This window comes from Leptothoe kymatousa TAU-MAC 1615, from assembly GCF_018739865.1.
GTDB classification, from domain to species: Bacteria; Cyanobacteriota; Cyanobacteriia; order Phormidesmidales; family Phormidesmidaceae; genus Leptothoe; species Leptothoe kymatousa.
The window spans coordinates 126,881-153,288 of sequence record NZ_JADOER010000011.1; the positions used below are offsets into that span (position 1 = coordinate 126,881).

General features: G+C 49.8%; 26 protein-coding genes and 1 pseudogene. 10 read left to right on the top strand and 17 right to left on the bottom strand.

The genetic code is table 11. The features are described from left to right. Positions 1-10: 10 nt before the first annotated feature. On the bottom strand, positions 11-1,006 hold the full coding sequence (locus tag IXB28_RS12165; RefSeq protein ID WP_215618871.1) for a hypothetical protein: 996 nt from the start codon (positions 1,004-1,006) through the stop codon (positions 11-13). Between the two features lie 451 nt (positions 1,007-1,457). Beyond that, complete coding sequence (locus IXB28_RS12170; protein WP_215618872.1) at positions 1,458-2,024, bottom strand: hypothetical protein; 567 nt, start codon at positions 2,022-2,024, stop codon at positions 1,458-1,460. A gap of 644 nt (positions 2,025-2,668) precedes the next feature. On the opposite strand from IXB28_RS12170, the gene IXB28_RS12175 reads away from it, so the two are divergent. Beyond that, complete coding sequence (locus tag IXB28_RS12175) at positions 2,669-3,136, top strand: hypothetical protein (protein WP_215618873.1); 468 nt, start codon at positions 2,669-2,671, stop codon at positions 3,134-3,136. 176 nt (positions 3,137-3,312) lie between these two features. On the opposite strand, the gene IXB28_RS12180 is transcribed toward IXB28_RS12175, so the two are convergent. The 3 genes from IXB28_RS12180 to rplU all read right to left on the bottom strand — a co-directional run bounded on the left by IXB28_RS12180 (position 3,313) and on the right by rplU (position 5,447). Next, positions 3,313-3,969, bottom strand: a complete 657-nt coding sequence (locus IXB28_RS12180; RefSeq protein ID WP_215618874.1) for a helix-turn-helix transcriptional regulator — start codon at positions 3,967-3,969, stop codon at positions 3,313-3,315. 806 nt (positions 3,970-4,775) lie between these two features. Further along, positions 4,776-5,036 carry a 50S ribosomal protein L27 gene (gene rpmA / locus IXB28_RS12185; RefSeq protein ID WP_215618875.1) on the bottom strand — a complete coding sequence of 87 codons (261 nt, stop codon included), beginning with the start codon at positions 5,034-5,036 and terminating at the stop codon, positions 4,776-4,778. A gap of 51 nt (positions 5,037-5,087) precedes the next feature. Then, a complete protein-coding gene (gene rplU, locus IXB28_RS12190; protein ID WP_215618876.1) occupies positions 5,088-5,447 on the bottom strand; it encodes a 50S ribosomal protein L21 in 360 nt (119 codons plus the stop codon). A gap of 269 nt (positions 5,448-5,716) precedes the next feature. Between rplU and IXB28_RS12195 the strand changes: the two genes are divergently transcribed. The 4 genes from IXB28_RS12195 (at position 5,717) to murI (ending at position 10,700) form a co-directional block, all read left to right on the top strand. Continuing rightward, on the top strand, positions 5,717-6,724 hold the full coding sequence (locus IXB28_RS12195) for a GDSL-type esterase/lipase family protein (RefSeq protein ID WP_215618877.1): 1,008 nt from the start codon (positions 5,717-5,719) through the stop codon (positions 6,722-6,724). 192 nt (positions 6,725-6,916) lie between these two features. Beyond that, complete coding sequence (locus tag IXB28_RS12200; protein ID WP_215618878.1) at positions 6,917-7,729, top strand: carbon-nitrogen hydrolase family protein; 813 nt, start codon at positions 6,917-6,919, stop codon at positions 7,727-7,729. A 125-nt stretch (positions 7,730-7,854) separates the two neighbouring features. Beyond that, entirely contained in the window at positions 7,855-9,264 is a 1,410-nt protein-coding gene (locus IXB28_RS12205; protein WP_215618879.1) for a cation:proton antiporter, read from the top strand. A 587-nt stretch (positions 9,265-9,851) separates the two neighbouring features. Then, positions 9,852-10,700 (top strand): glutamate racemase, encoded by an 849-nt coding sequence (gene murI, locus IXB28_RS12210; protein WP_246559760.1) that lies wholly within the window; start codon positions 9,852-9,854, stop codon positions 10,698-10,700. Positions 10,701-10,795: 95 nt separating this feature from the next. Here murI and IXB28_RS12215 read toward each other — a convergent pair whose 3' ends face one another. Together IXB28_RS12215 and IXB28_RS12220 are read right to left on the bottom strand one after the other, a co-directional pair. Beyond that, positions 10,796-11,749: a 3'(2'),5'-bisphosphate nucleotidase gene (locus tag IXB28_RS12215; protein WP_215618880.1), complete on the bottom strand. Its 954-nt coding sequence runs from the start codon at positions 11,747-11,749 to the stop codon at positions 10,796-10,798. A 101-nt stretch (positions 11,750-11,850) separates the two neighbouring features. Beyond that, on the bottom strand, positions 11,851-12,696 hold the full coding sequence (locus IXB28_RS12220; protein WP_215618881.1) for a PfkB family carbohydrate kinase: 846 nt from the start codon (positions 12,694-12,696) through the stop codon (positions 11,851-11,853). 142 nt (positions 12,697-12,838) lie between these two features. On the opposite strand from IXB28_RS12220, the gene rsmI reads away from it, so the two are divergent. After that, positions 12,839-13,672 (top strand): 16S rRNA (cytidine(1402)-2'-O)-methyltransferase, encoded by an 834-nt coding sequence (gene rsmI / locus IXB28_RS12225; RefSeq protein ID WP_215619077.1) that lies wholly within the window; start codon positions 12,839-12,841, stop codon positions 13,670-13,672. A gap of 121 nt (positions 13,673-13,793) precedes the next feature. Here rsmI and IXB28_RS12230 read toward each other — a convergent pair whose 3' ends face one another. From IXB28_RS12230 to IXB28_RS12255, 6 genes are all read right to left on the bottom strand, one after another. After that, positions 13,794-14,519, bottom strand: coding sequence for a carbonic anhydrase (locus IXB28_RS12230; protein WP_215618882.1), 726 nt, complete (start codon positions 14,517-14,519; stop codon positions 13,794-13,796). A gap of 162 nt (positions 14,520-14,681) precedes the next feature. Beyond that, entirely contained in the window at positions 14,682-15,170 is a 489-nt protein-coding gene (locus tag IXB28_RS12235; RefSeq protein ID WP_215618883.1) for a GNAT family N-acetyltransferase, read from the bottom strand. 30 nt (positions 15,171-15,200) lie between these two features. After that, complete coding sequence (locus IXB28_RS12240; RefSeq protein ID WP_215619078.1) at positions 15,201-15,785, bottom strand: J domain-containing protein; 585 nt, start codon at positions 15,783-15,785, stop codon at positions 15,201-15,203. 250 nt (positions 15,786-16,035) lie between these two features. Continuing rightward, positions 16,036-16,632, bottom strand: a complete 597-nt coding sequence (locus IXB28_RS12245; RefSeq protein ID WP_215618884.1) for an ATP-dependent Clp protease proteolytic subunit — start codon at positions 16,630-16,632, stop codon at positions 16,036-16,038. A 120-nt stretch (positions 16,633-16,752) separates the two neighbouring features. Further along, positions 16,753-17,391 (bottom strand): ATP-dependent Clp protease proteolytic subunit, encoded by a 639-nt coding sequence (locus IXB28_RS12250; RefSeq protein WP_215618885.1) that lies wholly within the window; start codon positions 17,389-17,391, stop codon positions 16,753-16,755. A gap of 2 nt (positions 17,392-17,393) precedes the next feature. After that, positions 17,394-18,086 carry an ATP-dependent Clp protease proteolytic subunit gene (locus IXB28_RS12255; protein ID WP_215618886.1) on the bottom strand — a complete coding sequence of 231 codons (693 nt, stop codon included), beginning with the start codon at positions 18,084-18,086 and terminating at the stop codon, positions 17,394-17,396. Positions 18,087-18,564: 478 nt separating this feature from the next. Between IXB28_RS12255 and IXB28_RS12260 the strand changes: the two genes are divergently transcribed. The 3 genes from IXB28_RS12260 to IXB28_RS12270 are packed head-to-tail and all read left to right on the top strand — an operon-like array spanning position 18,565 to position 21,469. Further along, the gene (locus IXB28_RS12260; RefSeq protein WP_215618887.1) at positions 18,565-19,794 is read left to right on the top strand and encodes a vWA domain-containing protein; all 1,230 of its coding nucleotides are present in this window, start codon (positions 18,565-18,567) and stop codon (positions 19,792-19,794) included. A 6-nt stretch (positions 19,795-19,800) separates the two neighbouring features. Beyond that, a complete protein-coding gene (locus IXB28_RS12265; RefSeq protein WP_215618888.1) occupies positions 19,801-20,406 on the top strand; it encodes a Coq4 family protein in 606 nt (201 codons plus the stop codon). A 13-nt stretch (positions 20,407-20,419) separates the two neighbouring features. Beyond that, positions 20,420-21,469, top strand: a complete 1,050-nt coding sequence (locus IXB28_RS12270; RefSeq protein WP_215618889.1) for a dipeptide epimerase — start codon at positions 20,420-20,422, stop codon at positions 21,467-21,469. Between the two features lies 1 nt (position 21,470). Here the strand turns inward: IXB28_RS12270 and IXB28_RS12275 are convergent, their stop codons facing one another. After that, entirely contained in the window at positions 21,471-21,830 is a 360-nt protein-coding gene (locus IXB28_RS12275; RefSeq protein WP_246559762.1) for a TMEM14 family protein, read from the bottom strand. Here IXB28_RS12275 and IXB28_RS12280 point away from each other — a divergent pair. Continuing rightward, complete coding sequence (locus tag IXB28_RS12280; protein WP_215618890.1) at positions 21,799-23,097, top strand: ATP-binding protein; 1,299 nt, start codon at positions 21,799-21,801, stop codon at positions 23,095-23,097. The two genes, IXB28_RS12275 and IXB28_RS12280, sit on opposite strands and share 32 nt — an antisense overlap. Before the next feature lie 25 nt (positions 23,098-23,122). On the opposite strand, the gene IXB28_RS12285 is transcribed toward IXB28_RS12280, so the two are convergent. From IXB28_RS12285 to IXB28_RS12295, 3 genes and pseudogenes are all read right to left on the bottom strand, one after another. Next, positions 23,123-24,094, bottom strand: coding sequence for a GDP-mannose 4,6-dehydratase (locus IXB28_RS12285; RefSeq protein WP_215618891.1), 972 nt, complete (start codon positions 24,092-24,094; stop codon positions 23,123-23,125). Between the two features lie 73 nt (positions 24,095-24,167). Further along, positions 24,168-25,235, bottom strand: a pseudogene (rfbB, locus tag IXB28_RS12290) (dTDP-glucose 4,6-dehydratase). A 65-nt stretch (positions 25,236-25,300) separates the two neighbouring features. Next, positions 25,301-26,386: a glycosyltransferase family 4 protein gene (locus IXB28_RS12295; protein ID WP_215618892.1), complete on the bottom strand. Its 1,086-nt coding sequence runs from the start codon at positions 26,384-26,386 to the stop codon at positions 25,301-25,303. Positions 26,387-26,408: the final 22 nt, after the last annotated feature.

Below are 26,408 nucleotides of genomic sequence, written 5' to 3' on the forward strand. Positions count from 1 at the left end.
TCGGTGTAGGTTAGACAACCTGTAGAATGGGAACTTCTAAAAATGTTGGCAAGGCTTGGGCACCTTCCAAATTGAGAAAAACTTGTAGGCGATACAGCCCTTTCTTTAAGCGGGTAGTCGGTAAATACGCCGTATAGGAGGAATCTTGGGGATATAATCTTGTTTTTGGAGTCTCTCCTAGGGGAATAATGTCTCCACTTTTAATGCTGCGAGCGTAGCATTCTACGTTATAGGACAGGACTTGCGTTAGCTGATCTAACGCATCTTGCGGCTGAATACCAAACTGTAGTGCGACCGAAAAAGGTCGATTGCCTTCCAACGGCGCGGGAAACAACTTATTAGGCTTGTGTAAGCCCATGGCAGCTCCGGTCGCCGCAGGCTGTAGAAGATATAGTTCTTCAATAATGGGAATCACGAGATGATCAATATTTTCTGGATCGATCACATCCGCATTCATTGGCGGATGATTGCCCCCGATGGAAGCAGGAGGAATATGCTCGGACACTTGGGTGCGCAACCATGCCTGCAAGTCAGCAGAACCTAACCCAGCCCAGCTTTCCTCTTCATCGGTAGCAACATGACGGACCAGCGTACGGTACTGGACATGTTCGTTATCATCAATGCGGGCCTGAAATTCCACCGTAAACGCGGCAACAGTTTGCCAAAGTTCTGGAGACTGGTTCAACGGCGCTACTAATTCATCATGTTCGTTCAAGTCAGCAGCATCCTTTTGTCCAGATGTTGTGGCCATACCCGCTGAGGTCAGCAAAACCTGGGCCTGGGCGATCCAGCGCTCCACTTCACTCAGCTGGGCAACATGCCCCTGGGTATCTAATTGGCGTTGCAAGTCCTGGGCTATGGCCGCCGCCAGTTCCTGTAGTGTATGAATGCCAATGCCCTGAAGCCAAAGGTGTTTAACCTTGCCAATGCCTTCGACTAAGGTTAAATCGTCTAAATCTAGACCATTGGTTTTAGCTTGATGTTTTCGATGCGATGAATCTGTCATGACCCATTTCCTTCCGAAGGTTTAAATAGTGGTTGAAAGCACGTTATCGAAGGCTTAGGAGCCACTCCCTTAACCGCAGAACGACATCAACCCCCAACAGGGCATAGGGATATAACCAGTGATGGACACCCGTTCCATTCAGACCAGGGCATAGGGATATAACTAGTGATGGACACCCGTTCCATTCAGACTGTTGTTTTACGATTGCTAATTGAGGAGATAGTTAATTGAGGCGTTGCTGATCCTTAGAAAGATGATGTCTGAGGTCAACAAAAAATTACACCCCGATGACAACCATGACCAAAAATAAGCTGGAATCCTTGGATTACAAGTCATCACAGCTTATTTTTAGGCTTATCAATACATACTGGTGGCTCTAACCTAGTAGATAACGCTTCTAGCTGAGTAAATCTGAAAGTGGTCCAAATCTACACAGCTAGCGAGTCGTATCTTAGGCGTCGTAAACCTGCATCAAAACACCTGCTACATACCCTGCACCAAGGAGGCAAGGTGCACAAGGATGATCGGACATTTCGATGTTGGCAACAGCTGCGATCGCATAGAAACCAGGAGTCATACCAGCGACTTTAGGTGTACCGGCCCACTCGATTTCGTACTCGAATTCACCTTTCTGAGTAGTGATAGAGCTGGAAACATCAACTTCAGTGGCATTACCACCACAGCCTTCGATGCAGAAGTTAATCTTTACATCAATGCCGAGGCAAAGCAGCAAGCGAGTCAGCGGAGTATTGTTGAAACGAATTTTAGTCTTTAGCTTAAAGACTTCGCCATCTTCAACGATTTGCGCCTTATTAGCAGGGGAAACCTGACCAGGCAGGGTGGGAGATGCGACAGAAGCCGCAACCTGCAAATCATAAAGTTCAAACTCAACAGGGCCTAGAATATTTCTAGAATATGTTTCAGTCGCCGTATACTCGTGCTTCAATTGCTCAGACTGAGGTCTAGCAGCTACCGGAGAAGAACCAATGGGAGCACCACCAGGGATTGTAACAGACATAACGTTTTCCTCTTGATTTAGTTAGTTAATAGCAATAGGGAAGAGAATCTCAATAACACATCTGACAACGGCGCTATCCTTAAGATTCTGTTCTCTCGCTTGCTACGCCTCCATAATGGCTGAGCATTTTTGATTTGAGAATTCCCCTCAAGGGATACCCCAAGACCATGACTCCCAGACAGAAATAGCGTTGCTACATTTTTGGAGTATGACCAATAAATATAGTGAAATAACGACTATTCAGCTCCATATCCCGAACAGACATGCCCATCCAGGATCAACCTATTGAGGGGCATATCCCATGGACTTCAAATCGAAAAGCAGGAAACCGTAAGCCATCCCCAACGCTTGCTATGTATCCGCTTAAGGGTTTATACGTAGTGATACTTTTACTACAGCGACCCAGGTACCTCCCCAGGGTACTTTTAGCGATAAAATTGACCTGATTTTCCCAAAAGTTCTGATTCACATTCCGTAAACAAACCGGCGTTACTGAAGGCCGCAGCGGCCTCTGGAATATACGACTCCGAAGGTGTTGCACCTATTACTCTATGCTTTGTAGTAGCAATGGCGAAGGCAGCTTATTCCAAAAATCTTGAACAATGAGTAGCGTTAATATCCCCAGTCTTCCAATTACCTGTAAAGTGTATGGACTGAGTGTAGGGGCAACACCTGCGGACAGCCCAGCAGCCCAGGCAATTGTGCCCTATGACGCTCCTTTTTCAGTGCAAATCACCCTGGCGTTCGAAGCAACCAACGCCATTGCTCTACTGGCCCTTGCCCCCACCATTCAAGTAGATTTTTACATGAAGCCGCTACAGGCAGGCGCAACCATCGATTTGGGGACCAGCACCCTCATCGCCGACAGCCAACAAAGCCTCTACACCCTACAGCTGGCTCTAACCCCACCAGCAGAACTCAACCTCACCACTGATAAGGTCTACCACTTGGGAGCCGTGGTGCGGGTGGGCGCCCCAGCACACCCCGCTTTGCTATGTGGCGTACTCGAAGCAGAGCACCCCCTGCAGATTTATACGCCCAGGGCATCGGTCCAGACCGATAACACCTCTATAAAAGCGGCTAAAAAACGCGCCTCGAAAACTAAGAAATAAGCTGCGGCCAAGAGACCACCTGCAAATAAACAGCTCGCCCCGCATCTAGGTGCGGGACGAGCTATGAAGGCGAACAGTTACAGAAATACCGCCCATCCTTGGGGCTGCTGGCATTAGCCAAAAGTGCTCCCACCGGCTAAACGCGAAGGTTCACCCCAGAACAAGCAAACGCCCGCTTAAAACGCATAGCTGGGAGAAAACTCTGGCATATCTAGCGCAGAGTATTTTTTCTTAGAGTGGATATTTTTCATATGCTTTTTGACCGTATGGGCCGTAATCCCCAATTCCACCGCTATCTGTTTATAGGTTAAATCGTTACGATGCAACATCCAGACTTCTTTTTCCCGTGACGTCAGGCCATATTGCTGCGCTTCTTCCATCACAATATTGGCCAGGGCCTGCTGACGATCTTCTAGCAGCAGCAAGAGACAGGGACAGTTAATTAAATTTGTTGTTAGCCAGCGGGCACGAATATGTAAAATTGCCCCTTCTTGGGTAACAATATCTAACTCAACCAACCAATTTTGATGGGGAAACTGACTGCGGCTACGTGTCAAGGAATGACAGATGTGGGAAATTTCGGCAGGAATGGATAAGAGTTCAGCCTGCTCACGACAAAGGCGATAGAGAATAGAATCGGCATTTTCATTGGCATAAATTAGATCGCCCTGTTCTGAAAAAACTAATATGCCATCCAAAAATTCTTGATGTAGTTCTGCTAAGAACTGGGTTGTTTGGTTATTTTCATCACACTCTTTCTGACCAAAGTCACCGGATATGGAAGAGAGTTTTTGCAGGTTCTGAAAATTGGTTTTAATAGCAGGCGATTTCATAAGCATGGATGGGGCTGATGGCTAATGGCTTCTCCTGGAAACTAGATAGAGTGGCTATTCACGACAATACAGCTGAGATTTCCTCAACTGCACACCATAAAATTCGAGTTCATAAGAGGCATGGTATTGTGTCCCATCAACTCTCTGCCACATTATCTATTCACGATGTCAAACGAATGCGATCGCAATTATCCTAACGTCAGGAACGGTTACAGATCTCCGTTAGATACCTTCAATAGTGCCTATCACCGGATTTTTTTACTATTACCCCCAAGGGTACTATTGGCCTCTAAAAGAAGACAATACAGGCCTTTCACCCCTGCCATAGCAGGCCTTAGCGCCCCAGGGAGCGATCCATCAACAACATCCACCCCTACCAAACCATAAACAAAGTACCTTTGCACACTAAAACAAGGACAAAACAATATCCATCAACAGTTTTCGCCCTAGGGGGAACAGGCAACAAATACTACACATCAAGGCACACAAGGTTTAATCCGTTGGCATACAATCCTAGGTAGGATGCCCTTCGATGCCGATCCAAAATTCTGACTGTTCGCAACCGATATCCTAGAACATCCACAAGGGAGCGCCCCTACAGGATTGCCCAGTTTGTAATCGGACTGACTAAGTTTGCCAGACGTGCCATGCGCCTGCCCGGCACGTCTGGCAAACTAAAATTATTTCGAAAATTAGGCACCCACAAAAATAAAAGCGCTGCGGCCCGATAGCCCCAACGCCTTTATTTTTATGGAAAGTGATAGATGGGCTGAAGGCGCTTATATCAAAAACGACCTAGCCCACAATTAAGCCGTTGCAGGATAAACACTAACCTTTTTACGGCTCTTGCCCTTACGCTCAAAGGTTACAACACCATCAATGAGCGAGAACAGAGTATCGTCACTACCGCGGCCGACATTCTCACCAGGGTGAACCTTTGTACCACGCTGACGAATAATAATATTGCCAGCGGTTACCACTTCACCGCCATACTTTTTAACGCCTAAGCGTTTTGAATTAGAGTCGCGACCGTTGCGCGTACTACCCGTACCTTTCTTATGAGCCATGATTTACTTCTCCAAGATTCACTCAGTGTAACGCGATAACCTAGCGACGTTTTATTCTGCTTCGCTAGCAGCATCGTCAGCCGTAATGGTTTTACCACCGACGCTGATGGAATCAATCATCAAACGGGTAAGTTCCTGGCGGTGGCCACGCTTTTTGCGAGTCTTCTTCTTAGGCTTCATCTTATAGACGATCACCTTCTTACCACGCATATGACGAACCACTGTTCCACTAACGCTGGCCCCATCTACCAAGGGCTGGCCAATGCTAGTTTCAGTACCGTCGTTGACCAGCAAAACCTTATCGATAGTGATGCTAGCGTCTTCATCTAAAGCTAGACGATTGATGTCGTAAAAGCGACCGGGCTCCACACGGAGTTGGGTACCACTCGCTTCAATAATTGCGTATGCCATTTAGTCTCCCTTTGCCGTACAGGTAGCAAATTTGCTTCAAACCTGATCCGAGCAGTTTTTTGCACAGAATCTAATAATCGTTAATTTGTGTCCAGACTGTCAAGGGGAATTTCCCATAATCCATCCCTCGGTGGCCCCTTTAGGATTCCTGATCCTCGTTACAGTTTTTGATATATACCTGCACCGATTGATTTCGTCCTGATTTATCCGCCCATGGCCGATTTAAGTACTTAAGTCGTGTTTTCCATGAGATAGGAAATTTTGGGCATATGGCAGATTTGCTAATGTTAATGGCGCAACTTACTGCACCAGAACCGCTAACCGGTCCGAATCCGGACGTTGACATTGCTCCGATGGCCAAAGCAGCGGTTGATGCGGCGAGTCAAATTGAACAGGCAATCCCAGCGCCCACGGTTCAGGGCGATATGGCCCTGGCACCTGAATTTTCTCGGGAAGCGGCAGCGCGACGCCAAAAACTATTGCGCCTTCAGCAAACGATTCCACAGCGGCCACAGGCATACACCACCACACCCCGTGCCTTAGAAGTAGCGCGCCGCCAAGTCTCCATTAACCTTGGTCCCAAGCCCGCCAGCGGCCCTCAGCTATTTGAACAACGCTGGGCAGCGCTACAAGCGGGATCTTTATATACGCGGATCACGCCCGATAGCTTCCATGGACAGTGGGCCCAAGCCAAATACCAGCCCAACTATGAGGAATGGCGCGGACTACTCAAACGGGAAGCCGATGCGATCGCATCTGGCCAGGGCAGCAATCGCCTGACCGTCGTCGTCGGCGACTCCCTAAGCATGTGGCTACCGCCAGAAATGCTCCCCCGCGATCGTTTCTGGTTAAACCAAGGCATTTCTGGCGATACCACCGGAGGCATCCTCAAGCGCTTATCCGCGTTTGCCAATACAAATCCCGACACCATCCATCTCATGGCTGGCGTTAACGACCTCAAAAACGGAGCCAGCGATCAAGAAATCTTGACCAACTTGCATCAGATCATGGCGCGCCTCAGACAGCAACATCCCCATGCCCGAGTCGTCGTTCACTCCATTTTGCCAACCCGTTGGGAAAATATCCCCAGCGCTCGGGTCCGCGATCTCAACAGTCGCATCGCCCAACTTACCGACTATCACCAGATCGACTATCTCGATCTACACCCCAGCTTTAGTAATGCTCGGGGCAATCTGCGCGAAGAACTCACCACCGATGGGCTACACCTAAATCGCCTCGGGTACCAAGTCTGGCAGTTGGCACTCTTGCAAGTTTAGCCACGGCTGATGCCCAGGCTGATTTTCAGACCTAAGTAGCGACCCATCACCAAACGTATAAATTGATTCAGCCCGCAATCGGCAATGGCCAAGTATATACTCAGCCAGATAACGCAAAAAAGACGCTTTCCAACTGACCAATCCGCCCCGTAGAATAAAGGGCCAAGGTCACATTCACTAGCAAGCGCCCTAATGAAATCCTATCTGGCTGCAGCGTTGCAGATGACCAGCGTTCCTGATCTGGCAAAAAACCTCACCCAGGCAGAGGAGCTGATTGATCTCGCCGTTCGTCGTGGAGCCGAGTACATTACCCTGCCGGAAAACTTCTCCTTTTTAGGGGATGAAGCTGGCAAACTGGCCCAAGCAGCTGAAATTTGCACCGCCAGTGAACAATTTCTCAAGACCATGGCCCAGCGCTATCAGGTCACCATTCTAGGCGGCGGCTATCCGGTCCCCACCAACGACGGCAGAATCTACAACACAGCCCTATTGGTAGATAGCCATGGCGATGTCTTGCTGCGCTACGCCAAAGTCCACTTATTTGACGTCAACCTGCCCGACGGCAACACCTACGAAGAATCGGCCACCGTCACCTCAGGGGAAGCATTACCCTCAATTTGCGCCACCCCCAATCTAGGGACACTGGGCATTTCCGTCTGTTACGACGTACGCTTCCCAGAGCTGTATCGCCACCTATCCAACCTGGGAGCAGAGGTGATCACAGTCCCTGCAGCCTTTACCGCCTACACCGGCAAAGACCACTGGCAAGTACTGCTACAGGCACGGGCCATTGAAAACACCTGCTATATCATTGCCCCCGCCCAAACCGGTTTTCACAACAGCATCCGTCAGTCCCATGGCCATGCCATGATTGTTGACCCCTGGGGCATTGTGCTAGCCGATGCGGGCCAGGATGTCGGGATGGCCATTGCCGAAATCACCCCCTCCCGACTAGGGCAAGTGCGGCAACAAATGCCATCCCTCAAACACCGAGTCTTTGCCTGAAAACGCGGCGGTGATGGCCACAGTTAATTTTCCTTAAAGAAAGCTAGAAACAGTTACCGAATACGCTAATAGCGACGAGCTAACTCATGTAGAGTAAACAGGATGAGTAAGTTTCTTCGGTTCGCATGATCAATCTCTTTAGCGGCACTCTGCTACCGGGCAATGCGATGCCATTGCTAGCAGAAGTCAATGAAGCTGAGCTAGGTCCATTTGTTCTAGCCAGCGTCTTGCTTAGCCTAATCGTCATTTATTTAGCGGCAAAGCTCGGTGGCGAGCTTTGTGCCCGAGTAAACTTGCCATCCGTGTTAGGTGAACTTGTGGGCGGTGTCATTGTTGGGGTCTCGGCCCTAAATCTGGTTGTTTTTCCAGAGGGGGCTGAACCGGTGCATTCGGCCTTAATGGACTTTCTACAGCTGACCGCCCACCTAGAACCAGACGCCCTACTCGCAATTTTCAAAAGCCAGAGCGAGGTTATTTCTGTCCTGGCCGAAATTGGCGTTGTCATATTGCTATTTGAAATTGGTCTAGAGTCAGATTTAAAAGAACTGATTCGCGTAGGCCCCCAGGCCGCAGTGGTCGCCATCGTTGGTGTGGTTGTGCCCTTTGTAGCCGGAACCGTAGGTCTGATAGCGTTTTTTAATGTGGCGACGATTCCAGCGATATTTGCGGGAGCGGCCCTAACCGCCACGAGCATCGGTATTACCGCCAAAGTGCTCGCAGAACTGCAAACCCTCAGCTCTAGGGAGGGCCAAATCATCATTGGTGCGGCTGTACTAGATGACGTCCTCGGCATTATTGTGTTGGCAGTCGTTGCGAGTCTTGCCAAAACCGGTGAAATTGAAATCACAAACGTTATTTTTCTAATTATTGGCGCAGCCGTTTTCCTCGTGGGGTCCATCCTCATTGGCCGGTTGCTGAGTCCATTCTTTGTCATGGTTGTAGACCAGATGCAAACCCGAGGTCAGGTGCTGATTAGTTCCCTGATTTTTGCGTTTGTACTGTCCTATATTGCCGCTGCCATCCAGCTCGAGGCAATCTTAGGGGCCTTCGCAGCCGGGTTAATTTTGGCAGAAACGACAAAACGCAAAGAACTAGAAGAGCAAATTAGCCCCATCGCAGACATGCTGGTGCCGGTCTTTTTTGTCACGGTGGGTGCCCACACAGACATCAGTGTGCTCAACCCTTTAAATCCAGATAATCGAGAGGGGCTGATCATCGCCTCCTTTCTGGTCATCGTCGCCATCATCGGCAAGGTCATCACCGGATTCACCGTCTTTGGCCAAGAGGATATCAATCGCCTGGCCATCGGCGTAGGCATGATTCCTCGCGGAGAAGTAGGCTTAGTTTTTGCCGGTGTAGGCGCGGCCAGCGGCGTCCTATCCGAATCCTTGGATGCCGCAATTATTGTCATGGTAATTTTCACCACGTTTGTAGCTCCACCGCTGCTGCGCGTAGTCTTCAATCAGGACGACGATTCTGATTCTGGAGCCAATGCAGAACCATCACAAGCCATGGCCCAGGCTTCAACCGACTGAAGCAAGGACCGTAGCTCATAAACAATCCGTAGTAGTCAGCATCTTGGGGATAGCCAAAAGGATGCTGGCTACTACGTTTATTGGCGTTACGCTAAATCACCCAGTACCGAAGCTAATAAAAATCCATAGCACTGAGGCTTAGCAATGTGGCTCAACTGTGATATAGATTGGGCAACTTGAAATTGTAGCTTTGTGCCCACGGTGGGCCTTAGCCGCTAAAAACTGCAGTATGCAGTAGGCGACTAAGGCCTTTAGTTAGCAACCCGTTCGACGGCAGCTCGGCACAGCCAGCATAGCTTTAACGGCAGCCTGCCAATGCTAGATGGCAGCAATATTAGGTGGCAGCAATGGGCGTCATGGACACGGACTATTGAATGACGTATTTAAGCCATTAATCAATTGGTCTAGGTAAATTTATCAGTTATATTTCGGGTGCGATTAAGTGGGAGAAATCAGCTGGAATCGTTGCATACCTTACGAAGTTACGTATTTTTGCTTAAAAGTTTTGTATGAAACTAAAATTTAGCGAAACTCCCACTAAACTCTAAGCAACGTAAAATAACTACTGTTAGTAAGCGTCTTTCCTTATGGCAAAATTCCTGAAAATGCCCATCCAGTCCGGCAAAATTGGCGTTTTTGATAGCGGCGTCGGAGGATTGACGGTATTACGGGAGATTATGGCCCACTTGCCATCTGAATCTCTCCTTTATTTTGGTGATACGGCCCGTGTACCCTACGGCAACCGTAGCCAGGCTGAGCTGTTACGGTTTGTTCGAGAAATTATTACCTGGATGCAGGGTCAGGGCGTCAAGATGGTGGTGATGGCCTGTAATACGAGTTCTGCCCTGGCATTGGAAACCGTGCGGGCAGAGTTTGATTTCCCCATACTTGGGATCATTTTGCCAGGGGCACGGGCAGCGGCAAAAACCGGCAAGCGCATCGGTGTGATTTCCACTGTGGCTACGGCCCAAAGCAATGCCTATAAGCAAGCCATTCAAGAAGCCTCCCCCGCCGCTAAGGTATGGCAGGTAGGATGTCCTGACTTTGTGCCGTTAATTGAGAAGGGTCGCATCGATGATCCCTATACCCTCGCGGTGGCAACGGACTATTTGAAGCCCCTGATGGCGGCTAACATCGATACGCTGGTGTATGGATGTACCCATTACCCCCACTTAAACCCGATTATGCAAAAGATTTTGCCATCGTCGATTCGGGTGATTAATCCCGCGAGTTCCCTCGTATCGGCCATGGCGAAGGAGCTTGATGTGTTGGGTTTGAGCAACAACAGCCCAGCCAAACGGCAAATTGATTTTTATGTGAGCGGCGACCCGGCCCAGTTTGCTGAGGTGTCTGGTCAGTGGATCGGATTTACTCCGAATGTGCAAGCTGTGGGTCTATCGATTTTGGAAGGTTTGGCGATCGCACAGTCTGTGTAGGCGGTTAACCACCTCAATAGAATGAAAAAGGGCTGGGGCAGTTTTGCCCCAGCCCTTTTTTAATCAGCCTTGAATCCAGCTTTGCCGGTCAGGGTCTAGCTAGCCAGAACCGAGAGCACTTTCTCGTGGATTTCGCCGTTGCTAACCACCACACCTTGGGTATCCACAAAGCGGGGTTCCTTAGAAAAGTCCAGGGCTTTACCGTGCATATCGGTCACCTTACCACCGGCTTCTTCAATCACCAGCACCCCCGCCGCATGATCCCAGATCTTCTCGCGGTAGCCGGGATACTTGGGAGACGGTAAGCGCAAATACAGCACCGCATTACCAGAGGCAACGGTGCCATACTTAGCCTGGCTATCCATGCGAATGGCTTCGGTGGTGATGCCAGCAGCCTGGGCAATGCGAGAGTGCAGTTCCTGGTCGCTGTGGGCCACGCTTTCCACAAAGCGGAATTTTTCCGTATCGGAGGAAGAGGTAACAGAAATTTTTTCGGGGTTGCTGCCATCCATGTTCATCATCATGGCACCTTCGCCGCGCACGGCCACAAACAAGATGCCAGACCGACCGTTCAGGTGCAGGGCAGGGCAGCCCAAAACGCCCACTTTCAAATCGCCATCTTCTACCATGGCGAGGGCTACGGCATACTGATCGCCACGCAAAAATCCCTTGGTGCCATCGATGGGGTCTAGGGTCCAATAGCGGGGAGCGACATCACCATTGCCCTGATCGATCCAACCAGGAATCTGCTCATCGGTGGCTTCAGGAATGACGGCTTTAACGTAGCCAGTTACCTGGGCCAGACGAGACGCCATTTCGGGCGTTCTGAGATCGTCCGCATCTTCCTCGCCCACAATGGGATCGTTAGGAAATGCGTCTTTCAGCATTTTGCACACAATGGCCTGGGCCCCAAAGTCAGCCACAGTAACAGGACTTTTATCGGATTTCTCAATGGCTTCAGGCACCATCTCAGCGCGCACTTTCTCGCAGATGGTGGCCGCTGCTTGCACGGCAGCGATCGCAATTTCCTTTTCCTTTTCGTAAGCCATAGTTAATAACAATTAAGAATTAGCACTAATAAGACGATTCCTGTATAGTCTACCGAACCATCCCCAGGTGCTCAGTAGAAAAACCACGAATTTATCGATAACTAAGAAGTTTGTGAAATACAGTGGGGGATCCAGGCACGGGTACCAAAATATTGACAGCTTAGACTAGCTACCTGGCTAGCACTGGCTAAAGCTTCCGCAAAAACACCTGCCCAGGCGTAGCAAAAAGCACCATGGAAAATATCCCCAGCCCCCAAGGTATCCACGACAGCCGTGGGGGGAACGGCTAACTCACCCGGGGTGCCGCCATCGCTCAAGATAATGGGCCGCTCCCCATGGGTAATCGCCACGTAGGGAATACCTAGCCCCTGCAAATACGCCAACGCCGCCCCATGGGGCGGATGGAAATTCGCCGAGGCAATCACCACGGTGGCGAGGGGTAAAACCTGGTCAAACCCAGCTTTCCAACTGCCCGCATCCACCACCACCGGAATGCCTTGCCGCTGGGCGGCCTTGGCCACACACACACTCAGCTCCATCTGGTGACCGTCCATTAGCACCACATCAATATCCGTGAGGTCAATGGCCTGGGGCGGCACCTGTAACTCCGCTGCATTTCGCGAAATCACCGCCCGATCGCCCGTGGCAGCGGACACCACAATGGAGGAAATCGGTGGCGAGGCTTGCCGCTGGGGGGTTAAATCTTGGACCTGAACTCCGACTTGGGCCATATCGTCGCGCAAGAGTGCGGTCATCGGATGTTGGCCAACGGCGGCCACAACCGTCGCTTGCCCACCCAATGCCGCAAATGCCACCGCCGCATTAGTGGCTGGACCTCCAGCCGCCATCATTACCTCCTGGGCCACCAGTTTTTCATTGGCCTGGGGCGGCCTTTGGGCCTGATAAATACAGTCTAGGGTCATGAGACCAACAAACAGCCCACGCATAGAACACTCTAAAAAGAAAACAGATTCCACTTAGATTTAACGCTATCTCGAAAGTAGTGGGATATTAGGGATGGGTTAGCGCTGGCTAACGAACGATTATTCTTACCCCCATCGAGTTTTGACTGCCCCTGCCACCACCGGAATGTTGTACCTGGTTGCCACCCCCATTGGGAATCTGGAGGATATTACATTTCGGGCTATTCGCATCCTTAAAGAAGCCGATTTGATTGCCGCAGAAGACACACGCCACACGGGTAAGCTGCTGCATCATTTTCAAGTGGAAACGCCACAAATTAGCTACCACGAACACAATGCCCACAGCCGCATCCCCCAGCTAATAGAAAAGCTCCAAGCCGGGCTCACCATTGCCCTCGTGAGCGATGCCGGGATGCCGGGGATTTCGGATCCAGGGTATGAACTCGTGTGTGCTTGCGCCGACGCAGGGATTGGGGTAAGCCCCATACCGGGTGCGGCGGCTGTGGTGAGTGCGGTGGCCGCATCGGCCCTACGGTCAGATCGATTTACCTTTGAGGGATTTTTGCCCGTGAAAGGGAAGACCCGTACTGAACGGCTATCGCAGTTGGCGACAGAACCGCGCACCATGGTGCTTTACGAAAGCCCCCATCGGTTACTTAAAACGTTGGGCGACTTGCAAACTCACCTGGGAGACGATCGCCAGGTCACCATCGCCCGAGAGTTGACCAAACGGTATGAGGAATTTTGGCGAGGTAGTATCGGTGCGGCGATCTCACACTTTACCACCACCGAACCCAGGGGAGAGTTTACGGTTGCGATCGCAGGCCACATCGCGCAGCCCAAAACCATGACCGACGATGAATTGATACGACAGCTAGAAGCCCTGATATCCGAGGGGCTTTCCCCTTCCAAAGCTAGCCGTAAACTGGCCCAAGACACCGGTCTTTCCAAACGAGACATTTATCAGCTCAGCCTGAAACTAGAACAGTCTGATAATTAATGGACAGGCATAGCCGTCAAAATGTAGGTGCTAGACGTTGGCCTAACCCTACATTCTGACTTTCCAAGGCACCAAAATTATCTATCCCCAGGGGTGATCTCTAATTAAGGCCAAGGGATGTCTAATCCAATAAGAAACGACGGTTTAGGGACTGCACAGGTCGGGCATTGCGCTCCCCAATTGCTTGAATAAAACGAGCCACTTGAATACGAGAAACACTAATGGGCTCTTTCATCACAATCCAATTCACCACCTCTGAGCAAGGGGGAGTCGTGAGGGAGCCATAGTAGCGATAAAACTGGCTAGCATCACCGGGCAAAAGAGAGGAGGCATTAAAGCCGGTATCTAGTGTCTTTTGCCCACCAGTGGTTTTGGGCATACGAGACCAAATGGGTTGTAATGCCTGATTGAGCCTACCTTCTTTAAGGAAAACTCCAATTACCGCCAGGGCTCCAGTGTCTGGGTTTTGATGAACGAAGTGAACCTCCATGGCCGTCGGCACACCATTTTCAATGTGCTCACTGGGGGCATGGAAATGGAACTGCTTAAGTTCAAAGCTCTGACCGTCCAGCTGGAGAGTACTCCCCGGCTCATAGTTTGCTTGAATCGTATGACCATTATTGACAATGGCAAGGAATGTATCTTGGTAATCGAAACTTAAGGAGGTTAAATCAGCATCAACCGCACTGGTTAAGTTAATCGGTGATTGACTAGTGCCCGTCGAACAAATGGCAAATTCATCCGATAGCTCGCCCCATGATTCAGGTCCCGCTGCTCCGGTATACCCCCAGGAAGGCTTTTTACCATTACCTTCAGCCGCTTTTACGATGGATTGCAAACTTCCCATACCTAGCGAACTTGCAGTTAAACCCAGCAGTGAATACTTTAAGACCGCCCGCCTATCCATATAAAATTACCTTCCAAAATAGATGCTTAACGCACTAGAAAGCCTAATGCTTCCGTAATTTTACAGAAAAGCGACGAGCTATCTTGATAGTTTGGCTACAGGTCATGCCAACCATGCATCCCAGGTGATATCGCGGCCAGGAAACCCAACGGATTCAAAGGGCCAAGCCTCCGCTAGCCAGCGTTTCACATCGGCCAGCAATCGTTCTTCCAGTCCGCTGGCCAACTCACTTTGCCGCACCCACAGCAAGGCATAAGCGTCATAGTCTGGGCGATCCGACGGATAAAAATACACGCACCCAAGACAGCGACTTTCATCCAAGCTCATCATGGTGTAGGCAAAGGATGTGCGCCGCTGAAATTCTTTTTGATGCCAGCCCAAATCAATCAGATCCTGCTCTAGGGTGAGGCCATCGGGCCAATGGCTCGGTGGTGGAAAAATACCTTTGAGGTGGTCGGCACTGGTGACCACCGCCTCAAAGTCTTTCACCACATCGTTGACCGTTAACATGCGCAGGCGATATTCAGCCGTTTCCAAAACAGCTGGCACTTCAAAATCTGACGGAATAAACGCAACCGTTGAAGAACCCATAGGAATGGTAATTAATTGACACGGCTCACTTTATATTGGCTTGCGCTCCATGGATTGAAAATCGCGATTGATTTCCACCCAAAGGGACTTATTCAGGGGGTCGGTCTTGAGGGCTTTATCTAAGTAAATGCGGGCTTTACTGAATAGCCTTTGTCTAATCAATTCTCGGCCCCATCGTTGGTAGGTAATGGCCTGCCACTGGCGAACTTCTGGATCGTGGGTAATACGATTGGCTAAGCCTTCCACCAATGCGATCGCCCGGGGATATTTCTGCTGCTTTAACAATGCCTGGAGTTGCAAATAGCTCTCTTGCTTTAGCTTTTGCTCATGGTCCGACAACCCCGGATTGGTCTGCACCAGGGTGGTGCCATCGTCCTCATCTTCGACGTCCTCAACGCTATCTAACTCTTCTTCCTCCGGCTCTTCCGGCTGCATGACTTCGAGCAATGCCTCATAGGCCTTAGTGACCTTAATAAACCGATCGTGCGATCGCTGATCGTCCGGGTTCACGTCCGGATGATACTTCCGCGCCAATTTACGGTAAGCGGCCTTCACCTCCTCAAACGAAGCCCCAGTCCTCAAACCCAATGTACGGTAATAATCAGCTAACCCCATAGCCCCAAGAACTGTTGCAGATTCTGCCATTAAAACGCAGAACAGGTCGAATATTACGCCACGCCAAAAATTTTGGCTAACGATGGGGCTCCCCGAATAACGGTGCGCCCCGTAGCACCCTATTCAAAAAATAAACCCTGACGAAAGCTCCAAGCCAGAACTTTCACCAGAGTTTACCCATTGAAGTTGCTCATTGAAGTTGCTCACTTAATGGCAGACACGGCCAATCATTGGCCCGCCACAGCAACGCTTAGATTCGTTCTTCGATCACCCTGTCAATCAGGCCATACTCCTTGGCTTCCGCCGCAGACATAAAGTTATCGCGGTCCGTATCTTTCTCAATTTTGTCCAAGGTTTGCCCCGTATGCTCAGCCATCAACCCATTCAAGCGACGCTTAATCTGCACAATGTGATTGGCTTCAATTTCAATATCCGTCGCCTGCCGACGCCCCACACCGCCCAAAGGCTGGTGGATCATAATTCGAGAATGGGGGAGAGCCAACCGCTTACCGGGGGTGCCTGCACAGAGCAAAAAGGAGCCCATGGATGCCGCTAAACCCACACAAATGGTGACCACCTCGGATTTGATGTAGCGCATCGTATCGTAGATCGCCATGCCTGCGGTGACTGAGCCACCGGGGGAGTTGATATACAAATAGATGGGCTTGCTCGGATCGTCAGAATCCAGGTACAGCATGTAAGCCACAATGGCGTTGGCAATGCCGTCCGTCACTTCTTCAGTCAGAAAGATAATGCGCTCACGGAACAGGCGTTCATAAATGCTGATCCACTGCTCGTAGGTGCTGCCGGGAAGGCGGTATGGAACACTGGGAATACCAATAGGCATAGGGATTATGGGGTAAAAGGACTTGTAGGTTTGGTTGAACACATAACCCAACCGTGCGTAAAAATCGGGTCGAAATGTACCCCCAACAGCTTGACTGTGTTGGGTTTGGCAAAATTCAGCCTACGCAGGTTTTTCAATAACTCGATCGATCAAGCCGTAATCAATGGCTTCCTGGGGCGTCAAATAGAACATGCGCTCCATATCCTTGCGAATTTTTTCTTCGGTTTGACCGGTATTTTCGCCCAGCAGCTTGGTAACTAAGGCCGTTTTACCCAGCACCTCATCTGCATTTAGCTCAATATCTGTGGCCTGGCCACGGGTACCACTGTAGGGATGCAACAAGGCCAGGGACGCATTGGGCAAGCTAGAGCGTTTGCCCTTAGCACCGCAAGAAAGCAACACCGCCGCCATGCCCACGGCCTGGCCCATACAAATGGTGATCACTTCCGATTTGATATGGCGCATGGTGTCGTAAACGGCTAGACCAGCGGTGATCGACATCATGCCAGCACTACCATCGGCCATACCGGCCATCACCGGATCGCCCATGGAGTTGATATATAGGTATATGGGTTTACCCGCATCTTCAGAATCCAGGTAAAGCAGGGCGGAAACCAAGGAATTGGCAACACCATCGGTTAGGGGTTGATTCAAGAACAAAATACGTTCTTGGCTCATGCGAGTGTAAATATTGACCCAAGCCCAGCGTCGACTACCAGGCATGTTGTAGGGCACTCGCATTGGACGTTCTACAGACATAATTAGCCGATACCTGCCGGGATTTGAGTGGGTAATTCCTTCGTGCTTTCCAAAACGCGATCGATGAGGCCGTATTCCTTGGCCTCTTCCGGCGTCAGGTAAAACATCCGGTCCGTGTCTTTCTGGAGTTTCTCGGGGGCCTGACCGGTGCAGTGCGACAAAATATCTAATGTGGCTTCGCGATTGGCCAGCACTTCTTTGGCCCGAATCTGAATATCGGTTGCCTGTCCGCGAGCGCCGGTGCGGGGCTGATTGAGGACAATGGTTGCATTGGGCAAACTAGCCCGGAACCCTTTAGTACCCGCCGCCAAAATCATGGAAGCGGTACCCATGGCCTGACCAATGCAGATGGTATGCACGGGGGGCCGAATATAGCGCATGGTGTCACAGATGGCAAAAGCCTCGGTCTCAAACCCAAGGGCATCCCCCGTATACCAAGACGTCCCCGTAGAGTTGATATAGAAGTATATGGGCTTGTCAGGATCGTCAAATTCTAAGTACAGCAGCTGAGCAATAATCAACCGGGTAACATCCATACCCATTTGCCGCTTATAGTCATCGGACGATACTAAGGGTGTCCCCAAATAAACAATCCGCTCTTTGAGGAGGAGGGATTGTAAATCGGGGGGTGGGGTACGGAAAGCGGCATCACCGCCATAGTAAGGAGCCTGTACGGCTTTAATATTCGAACTCATAGACCCAGTTAGCCCTCTGCGGTGTCGCTATTTGCCTGTTTTTGTCCCTAGCCCATACGTGAGCGGGCATAGACGTCTAAATAGTGTAACTCGGTCTGAACAAGCTGGCAGGCTAGGCCTTTGGGGGATATCCGCCCATGGTGATCGCCATGGCTTTGACCTGGGCAAGCTAGTTGGCTAACGCTGTGTGCTAACTAAGCCCATCTGCTAGGCTATGAACGCTACTGGGCATGGTTTTGGCGCAGACATAAGCCGCTGGAAATTTAACAGTACTGTTCACATTATTTAAGGAATTCTGTTTAAAGCGCTGTAGCTCTTATTTGCAGCCTAATTATTGAAGCAGTATGGGAGCGCGTGGCTAAACCATGCTGCAAAGTTCTGCACGTTCGGCGGGGGTTTTTCCGCAAATTGGATTACTGCATCTTAGGCAAAAATCGAGAACGATATCTAATAGGTGATTGGTAGGGAAAGTAACAGTATGAAAGCTAACGTGCAGTGGTCTATTAGCGATCGCAACCTAGACACGGCTCAAACCAATAGTCAGCGGCACCTATCCATTTCCGTCCAAGCGACCACCACGGGGGAGCGGCCCCCCCTCAATCTGTGCTTGGTTTTAGACCAAAGCGGTTCCATGGGTGGCCACCCGATCAAAACCGTACGCGCCGCCGCTAAACAAATTATCGATAGCCTGGCCCCAGACGACCGCATTTCCATCATTTCCTTTGACCACGAAGCCCGAGTCGTCGTCCCCAATCAATCCGTCACCGCCACCGATACGATCAAACAGGCCATCGATGGCATTCGAGCCGGTGGTGGCACGTCCATTGATGCGGGCTTAAAGCTGGGCATCGAAGAAGTGGCCAAGGGCAAAAAAGGTACCGTTTCCCAACTTTTCCTACTCACCGACGGCGAAAACGAACACGGCAGCAATGATCGCTGCTTAAAGCTGGCCAAACTCGCCGTTAGCTACAGTTTTACCGTTAGCACCCTAGGCTTTGGCAACCACTGGAACCAGGACGTGCTAGAACAGCTAGCCGATGCTGGCAATGGTAGTTTGGCCTACATCCAGCATCCAGAAGCTGCCATCCAAGAATTTAGCCGTCTGTTTAGTCGGGTGCAATCGGTCAGCCTGACCAACGCTTACTTAATATTGACCCTGCAACCCCAGGTGCGGCTGGCTGAGCTCAAGCCCATGGCCCAGGTGCTGCCCGAAACCATCGAACTGGACGTACGGCGGGAAGGGGAACAAGCCATTGTGCGTTTGGGCGATCTAATGACCAATACGCCACGAATTATCCTAGCCAACCTATATGTAGCCCAGCTGCCGGTCGGCACCCACACCATTGCCCACGCCCAGGTCCAATACGACGATCCGGCCCTGGGCAGTTCCCTCTCCACCGATGCCGCTATTATCGAGGTCACAGCCCAGACTAGCTATCAAGCCCAGCCCGATCCCCAGGTGCAGCAACATATTTTGACCCTGGCCAAATATCGCCAAACCCAAATTGCGGAGACTAAACTGCAGGCGGGAGATCGCACCGGCGCCATCACCATGCTCCAAACCGCCACCCAAACGGCCATCCAAATGGGCGATAAAAATGCAGCCACGGTACTTCAAGAAAACGTAACCCAGTTACAAACTGGAAAAGAGCTATCGGAACAAGCGAAAAAGAAAACTCGCATTGCCTCCAAAACAATTCTCCAATAACGGTCTATGCAATGGCACTATCTTCTAAAAGCAATGCAAGCCGGTCTGGCCGGTCGTGCTGGAGATACTGCCGCCTATAAAGCGGCTGCCCTAGGGACCCAGGCCTGCGGAACTCTAAATCAACGGCTGGCCACCTTAGCCAATCCGTTGCCACACCTTGATCTGATGGATTTAAGGGCCCAGCCCCCTGGCAGTTTTGGCCATGCCCTGGCCAATTTTCTCGACCGCTATGGCCTGCAGCCCTTGACTCTGTCGGCAGCGGCACAGGCAGACATCCATGGGGCCTCTCTTTTAGCGGTGCGCTATCCCATTTTGCACGATGCCTTCCACGTACTATTGGGGTTTGACACAAGTCTGGCGGGAGAGCTGGGCGTATGGTCTTTTGTTGCCGCTCAAAAATACTGTGGGGCGTTTGAGCGGGCTGCGTGGGTAGGCAAATGGTTTACCCGGTTGTTGATACCATGGCAATGGCGCCGTTTACGCCACTATGAAGAGAAAGGGCAACAGCTCGGGAGAAACGCCGTCTGTATCATTGCTGAACCCTTGGAAGACTTTTGGCCCACACCGTTAGATGAGGTCAGACGGCGGTTAAATCTGCCTGTCCAGATTTAAACCCTTACGCCCTATGGAAATCACCTACCAGTCCATCACCCTCCATAAAACAGTCCCCCTTACCATCAGCCGCGGCACCCGTTCCCAATCGAACAATCTGTTCGTGCAAATCGCGGCAGACAACATTATTGGCCATGGCGAAGCCACACCATTTTCCATTGGCGATCGCACCCAAACCCCGGACACCATCGTCGAATCTCTCGACCAAATTATCGAAGGCATTTCCGTCTACCATCCATTAGAACGACAGATCATCGAAGAAAGCCTCGACCAAATTGCTCCCTGCTCCGCCGCTCGAGCAGCCATTGACGTAGCCCTGTGGGACTGGCTCGGCAAAAAGGTGGGGTTACCCCTATGGCAACTCTGGGGACTAGACCGCCAGCGCATTGGCCCCACCGCCGTCACCGTGGGCATTAATACACCGGAGGGGGCGTGCGATCGCATCCGTCGCTGGCATGGCGATTATCCCGATCTACGCTCCATCAAAATCAAACTGGGCAGTCCTAAAGGCATTGCGGCCGATCAAGCCATGTTTGCCGCCCTGCAAACCGAGTTTAGGCCCCACGACAAAATCAGCATTGATGCCAATGGAGGCTGGACCTTAGCAGAGGCCAAAACCATGGCCACCTGGCTCGCCGAGCGCAACGTCACCTACCTCGAACAACCCCTACCGGTCAGTGCCAACCACCAGCTAGGCGAACTCAAGCAACATTCGCCCCTACCCATTTTCATCGACGAAAGCTGCTTCACAAGTCGCGACATACTGCCCTTGAAACAACACATCGACGGCATCAACATCAAGCTCATGAAATCCGGCGGACTCACCGAAGCCCGTCGCATGATCCACACCGCCCGTGCCTGCGGTCTAGGGGTCATGTTTGGCTGCTATTCTGACAGCACCCTCGCGAACACGGCCTTAGCCCAGCTATCGCCCCTAGCCCACCACCTGGATCTCGATAGCCACCTCAACCTAAAAAATAATCCCTTCACCGGGGCCCAGCTAGAACTAGGTCGCCTAATGCCTAACGGGCAGCCCGGCTTAGGCATCGCCCCAGTGGCATAACCTAAAAAACGGCCAACGTTACAATTCCACCCATAATCATCAGCCCAGCAGGCATAAACTTACGCGTCTTCACCAGGCGAATAATAAACACAATCACCAGCAGCAAAGCGACCAATTTCATCAACACCAGGCCACTGTTAATCCCCCTAAACGCCTGCAGCGCACCAATAATAATCAGCAGGCCACTGACAATACCTGAAATCAACGAAGGTTTACTGCGCGCCTTTAAATAGCCGGTAATTCCACCAACAATGGCGAGGATGCCATAGATCAATGCGATGATGAAGCCGGATAGTGAGATCGGGGCAAACGACATAAGGTAATTGGGAATGAAAGAATTTGGATCAGCAACAGCTACCATCACTCAATACCGACAGCAGGCAGTCTCGCTTTTACTTTATCAGGCTGTTTTAGAAGATAGCGTGGGGCAAACCTTCTTAGCATTACTAGAAGCCCTGAACACCAGCAAAGGCGCAACCAATGAACGAACTCGATGCCTCAGCGCCTACAGCCACTGGTTTCAAGCCTTAGCAAGTACTGGAAAAAGCTGGGGCGATCATCTACTCGGGCGATTGCTGGTAGATGATAATGCCTTTACCCAAGCCGTCCAGGCACAGCCGCTCACAGAACTGCCTGCCCCGTTACTAGAGGCAGCACAGCACGACTTAGCCATCCTGCAAGGACTGTACGATCTGTCCCCTAGCTACATTAGCCAATGCGTGCAAACAGCCTGCCAACTCTCCCAAGCTCCAGTTATTTGGTCCATCGGCTCTAGCACGTTCTCCATTGATCTACCGCTAGACTGGTCAGAAAACCTACAGCCATTAGTCGATCACTATAAACAGCAAGGCACCGGGCAGTTCGGACAATTCTATGGATTTCGCTGGCAGCAAGGCCAATTACATGGAATTTCTAACCCAGATCCAGTGACCCTAGAAGATTTAGCAGGTTACGAAGGGCCTAAAACGAGCTTAATTAAAAATACCGAGTTTCTCTTAGCAGGCTTTAATGCCCTCAACGTTTTGCTATATGGCAGCCGGGGCTCTGGTAAATCTTCCCTGGTCAAAGCATTACTCAATAAATATGGTCCCCAAGGTCTACGCCTCATCGAAGTGACCAAAGCCGAACTCTATGAGTTACCTAAAATTATTGAATATCTCAGCCCCCAACCGCAGAAATTTATTATTTTTGTTGACGACCTCTCCTTTGAAGAAGATGACGATGCCTTCAAAGCCCTGAAGGTGGTTTTAGAGGGGGGCCTTACCCGCAGCCCTCAGAATGTAGTGGTTTATGCTACATCCAATCGAAGACATTTAGTTCGAGAGTTTTTTGCAGACCGGCCCCGGCCCAGTGACGCCGACGAGCTCAAGTCTTGGGACACCGTGCAAGAGAAACTTTCCTTTAGCGATCGCTTCGGTCTCACGTTAACCTTTGAAGCCACTGATCAAACTACATACTTAGAAATCATCCATCATCTAGCCCAACAGAACAACATTGACTTACCCTCTAACGAGTTAGAGTTCCGAGCCAAACAATGGGCCACGCGTCACAATGGCCGCTCCGGCAGAAGCGCTCGTCAGTTTATCGATTTTTTAGCCGCAGACCTAGCGTTGGAGCAAAGGCCGTAATATCTACCGATTACGGTCTCATCGTCTATGCCCCACCATCCGTCAAATCCTTCAGTTCGTGCTCTACCATCGATTCCACCAAATCCGCAAAGGAGTACTTCGGCTGCCACTGAATACGGGCCTTAATCTTATCCACACATCCTGCCAACGTTACCGGCTCATCCGGTCGATAAAATTGAGGATCGACTGAAACATAATCCTGCCAATTCAGACCCACATAGGAAAAAGCACAATCCACCAATTCCTTTACTGAATGGGTTTCACCACTGGCAATGATAAAATCATCCGGCTTGTTCTGCTGAAGCATCATCCACATGGCATTCACCACATCTTCGGCGTGGCACCAGTCCCGAAGGGCATCTAAATTACCAAGTTTGAGCTCTTTGGCCAGACCTAACTTAATTTTTACGGCACCGCGAGTAATTTTACGAAACACAAATTCTGCCCCACGGCGTGGAGACTCGTGGGTGTAGGTAATGCCACAGCAGGCATAGAGATCGTACTTTTGCCGATAGTTAATGGTCATCCAGTGGGCATAGGCCTTGGCTACACCATAGGGGTTCCGTGGTCGAAACGCCGTACGCTCTGTTTGGGGTGACTCGTCGGGTTGCCCAAACACCTCACTACTGGATGCTTGGTAAAATCGTGCGTCTGGCTTGCAACGGCGAATGGCCTCTAGCAAACGCGACACGCCAATGGCGGTATATTCAGCGGTGAGCGCTGGCTGAGTCCAGGACAAGGGCACGTAGCTTTGGGAAGCCAGATTATAAATCTCATCCGGCTGGGCCTGGTCAATGGCATCCATCAAGGAGAACTGGTCTAATAAATCGCCAGAAATCACATGGATTTTATTGGCAAAATGATTAATACGGCCAAAGCTACTGGAACTGGAACGACGGACTAAACCGTAAACGTCGTACCCTTTATCGAGAAGTAACTCTGCAAGATAGGAACCATCTTGCCCAGTGAGACCTGTAATTAGTGCTGATTTAGCCACCCAATCTCCTGCAAAATTACGATAATAACCATTGTTAGGTTACCCTCTCCAGAGCATTTTTCAGCCCCATACATTATCGGTCACCGTAGAGTTCGGCATAGTATTGCTGATAGTCATTGGATAGCAATGGCTGCCACCAGTCTCGATGGTCTAAATACCATTGCACCGTTTGCTTCAGTCCTGCGGCAAAATCGTACTTGGGTTGCCAGCCTAAATCTCGTTGAATTTTGCTAATATCCATGGCATATCGGCGGTCATGGCCCGGGCGATCCTTGACAAAGGTAATTAGCTGTCTCGCTGGTGTGATGGGCAAATCTCGTTGCAACTCATCCATGAGACCGCACAGTTGCTCAACAATGTCGATATTTTTAACTTGATTGTTGCCGCCAATATTGTAGGTTTCGCCAGGCTTTGCTTTTTCGAGCACGGTTGCGATCGCATCACAATGATCCTCCACATGCAGCCAATCCCGAATATTTTACCCATCGCCATAAACCGGCAACGGCTTACCCAGCAAAATATTCAAACACATTAACGGAATTAACTTTTCAGGAAACTGATACGGCCCATAGTTATTAGCACAGTGGGTGATCAACGTCGGTAATCCATATGTGTGGCAATAAGCTCTGACCAAATGGTCGCTCCCTGCTTTTGATGCAGAATATGGGCTATTGGGCGCATAGAGGGCCTTTTCACAAAACGGTGGAGCATGCGGCCCCAGACTACCAAATACTTCATCAGTCGAAACATGAAGAAACCGGTAATTATCCGGCTTCCCTTGGACTATCCAATAGTGACGGAAAGCTTCTAATAGAGTAAAAGTACCTACTAAATTAGTTTGAACAAAAGCTGCAGGAGAATTAATGGAACGATCAACATGGGATTCAGCTGCAAAGTGAATTATCACTTCAATAGAGTATTCAGCAATTAGTTGAGATACCAGTTCTGAATCGCATACATCAGCCTTAAAAAAGATAAAATCCTTCCCATTATTCTTTAAATATGAAAGAGTAGCATCGCTACCTGCATAAGTAAGAGCATCAAGAACAAGAATCACTCCTAAGGATTCACATGCAGACCTAATAAAATTAGATCCAATAAAACCAGCACCCCCCGTAATGAGAACATTCTCTTTAATCAATAGGCTCACCTCAGCTAAAACATTTCAACATTAAGTCCATCTTGATAACATTCTTTAAAACTCGCCTAGAGAAATGTCTCTAAAATATTCACAGTTGCTTGACCAGTTTTTTCCCAGCTAAACTGTTTAGCGCGCTCTAGTCCTAATTGCCTTAATCTTTGTTGCAACTGCGAGTCATTAGCCAACAGTCGCATAGCATCAGCCAATTCGCAAACATTGTACGGATCAATTGCAATAGCTGCATCTCCGACAACCTCTGGCAAAGAAGAAATATTCGATACAATGACTGGAGTGCCACAAGCCATAGCCTCTAGAGGAGGCAAACCAAAACCTTCCCACAGCGTTGGAAAAACAAATGCCATAGCATTACTTATTAGTTCTGGAAGTTGCTTATAAGTAACATAGCTCAGAAACTTAACTCTCTCTCCCAAACCTAATTCTTGAGCATATGCACGTAAAGTTGGCGTATATCTCTTATCTTCTGGACCAGCCAGCCAAAGCTCATACTCCTCATTTTTTGCAATCAAGCTAAAAGCCTGAAGAAGTCTCTGAAGATTCTTATAAGGATCTTGACGTCCAAGATAAAGAAAATAATTACCAGTTCTCATGGAAGTAACTTTTGGACGAAAGTGACTTGAATCGTAAGCAAGAGGAACAACTGTCAACTTAGAAGATGAAATACTATAGAAATCAGTCAAATCTCTAGCAGTGGATACAGAATCACAAATAATATGCTCTGACTGATCTAATATCAATGGAACATAGTATCGAAAATAGTTTGTTAGCGGAGAAAAGTTCCTTGGAAATCGGAGTGGAATGATATCGTGAGCAGTGACAACAAAGCGGCAATCTCGATTATTAATTGGAGACTCTAGGAGGGGAGAAAATAAAAGGGAACAATTCAAAGTCTTAAAAATCTTGACCAGTCTAAACTGCATCCAAAACAATCGCTTGAGATGCCCCTTCAATCCTAATTCAGGAGCCATACCTTGAGGAATAACCTGGCAAGTTAATCCTTGCACTGGATAAGCTGTCAGAAAAACAGATGGCAGTTTAGATAAATTAGGTATTAAATTATTAATATAAGTACTTATTCCAGTAGGTTTTGGTGTCAGAGCAGAAGCATTAACTAGCAGTGACCGAACTATCATAGAACCATCCCAAAAGCAGTTT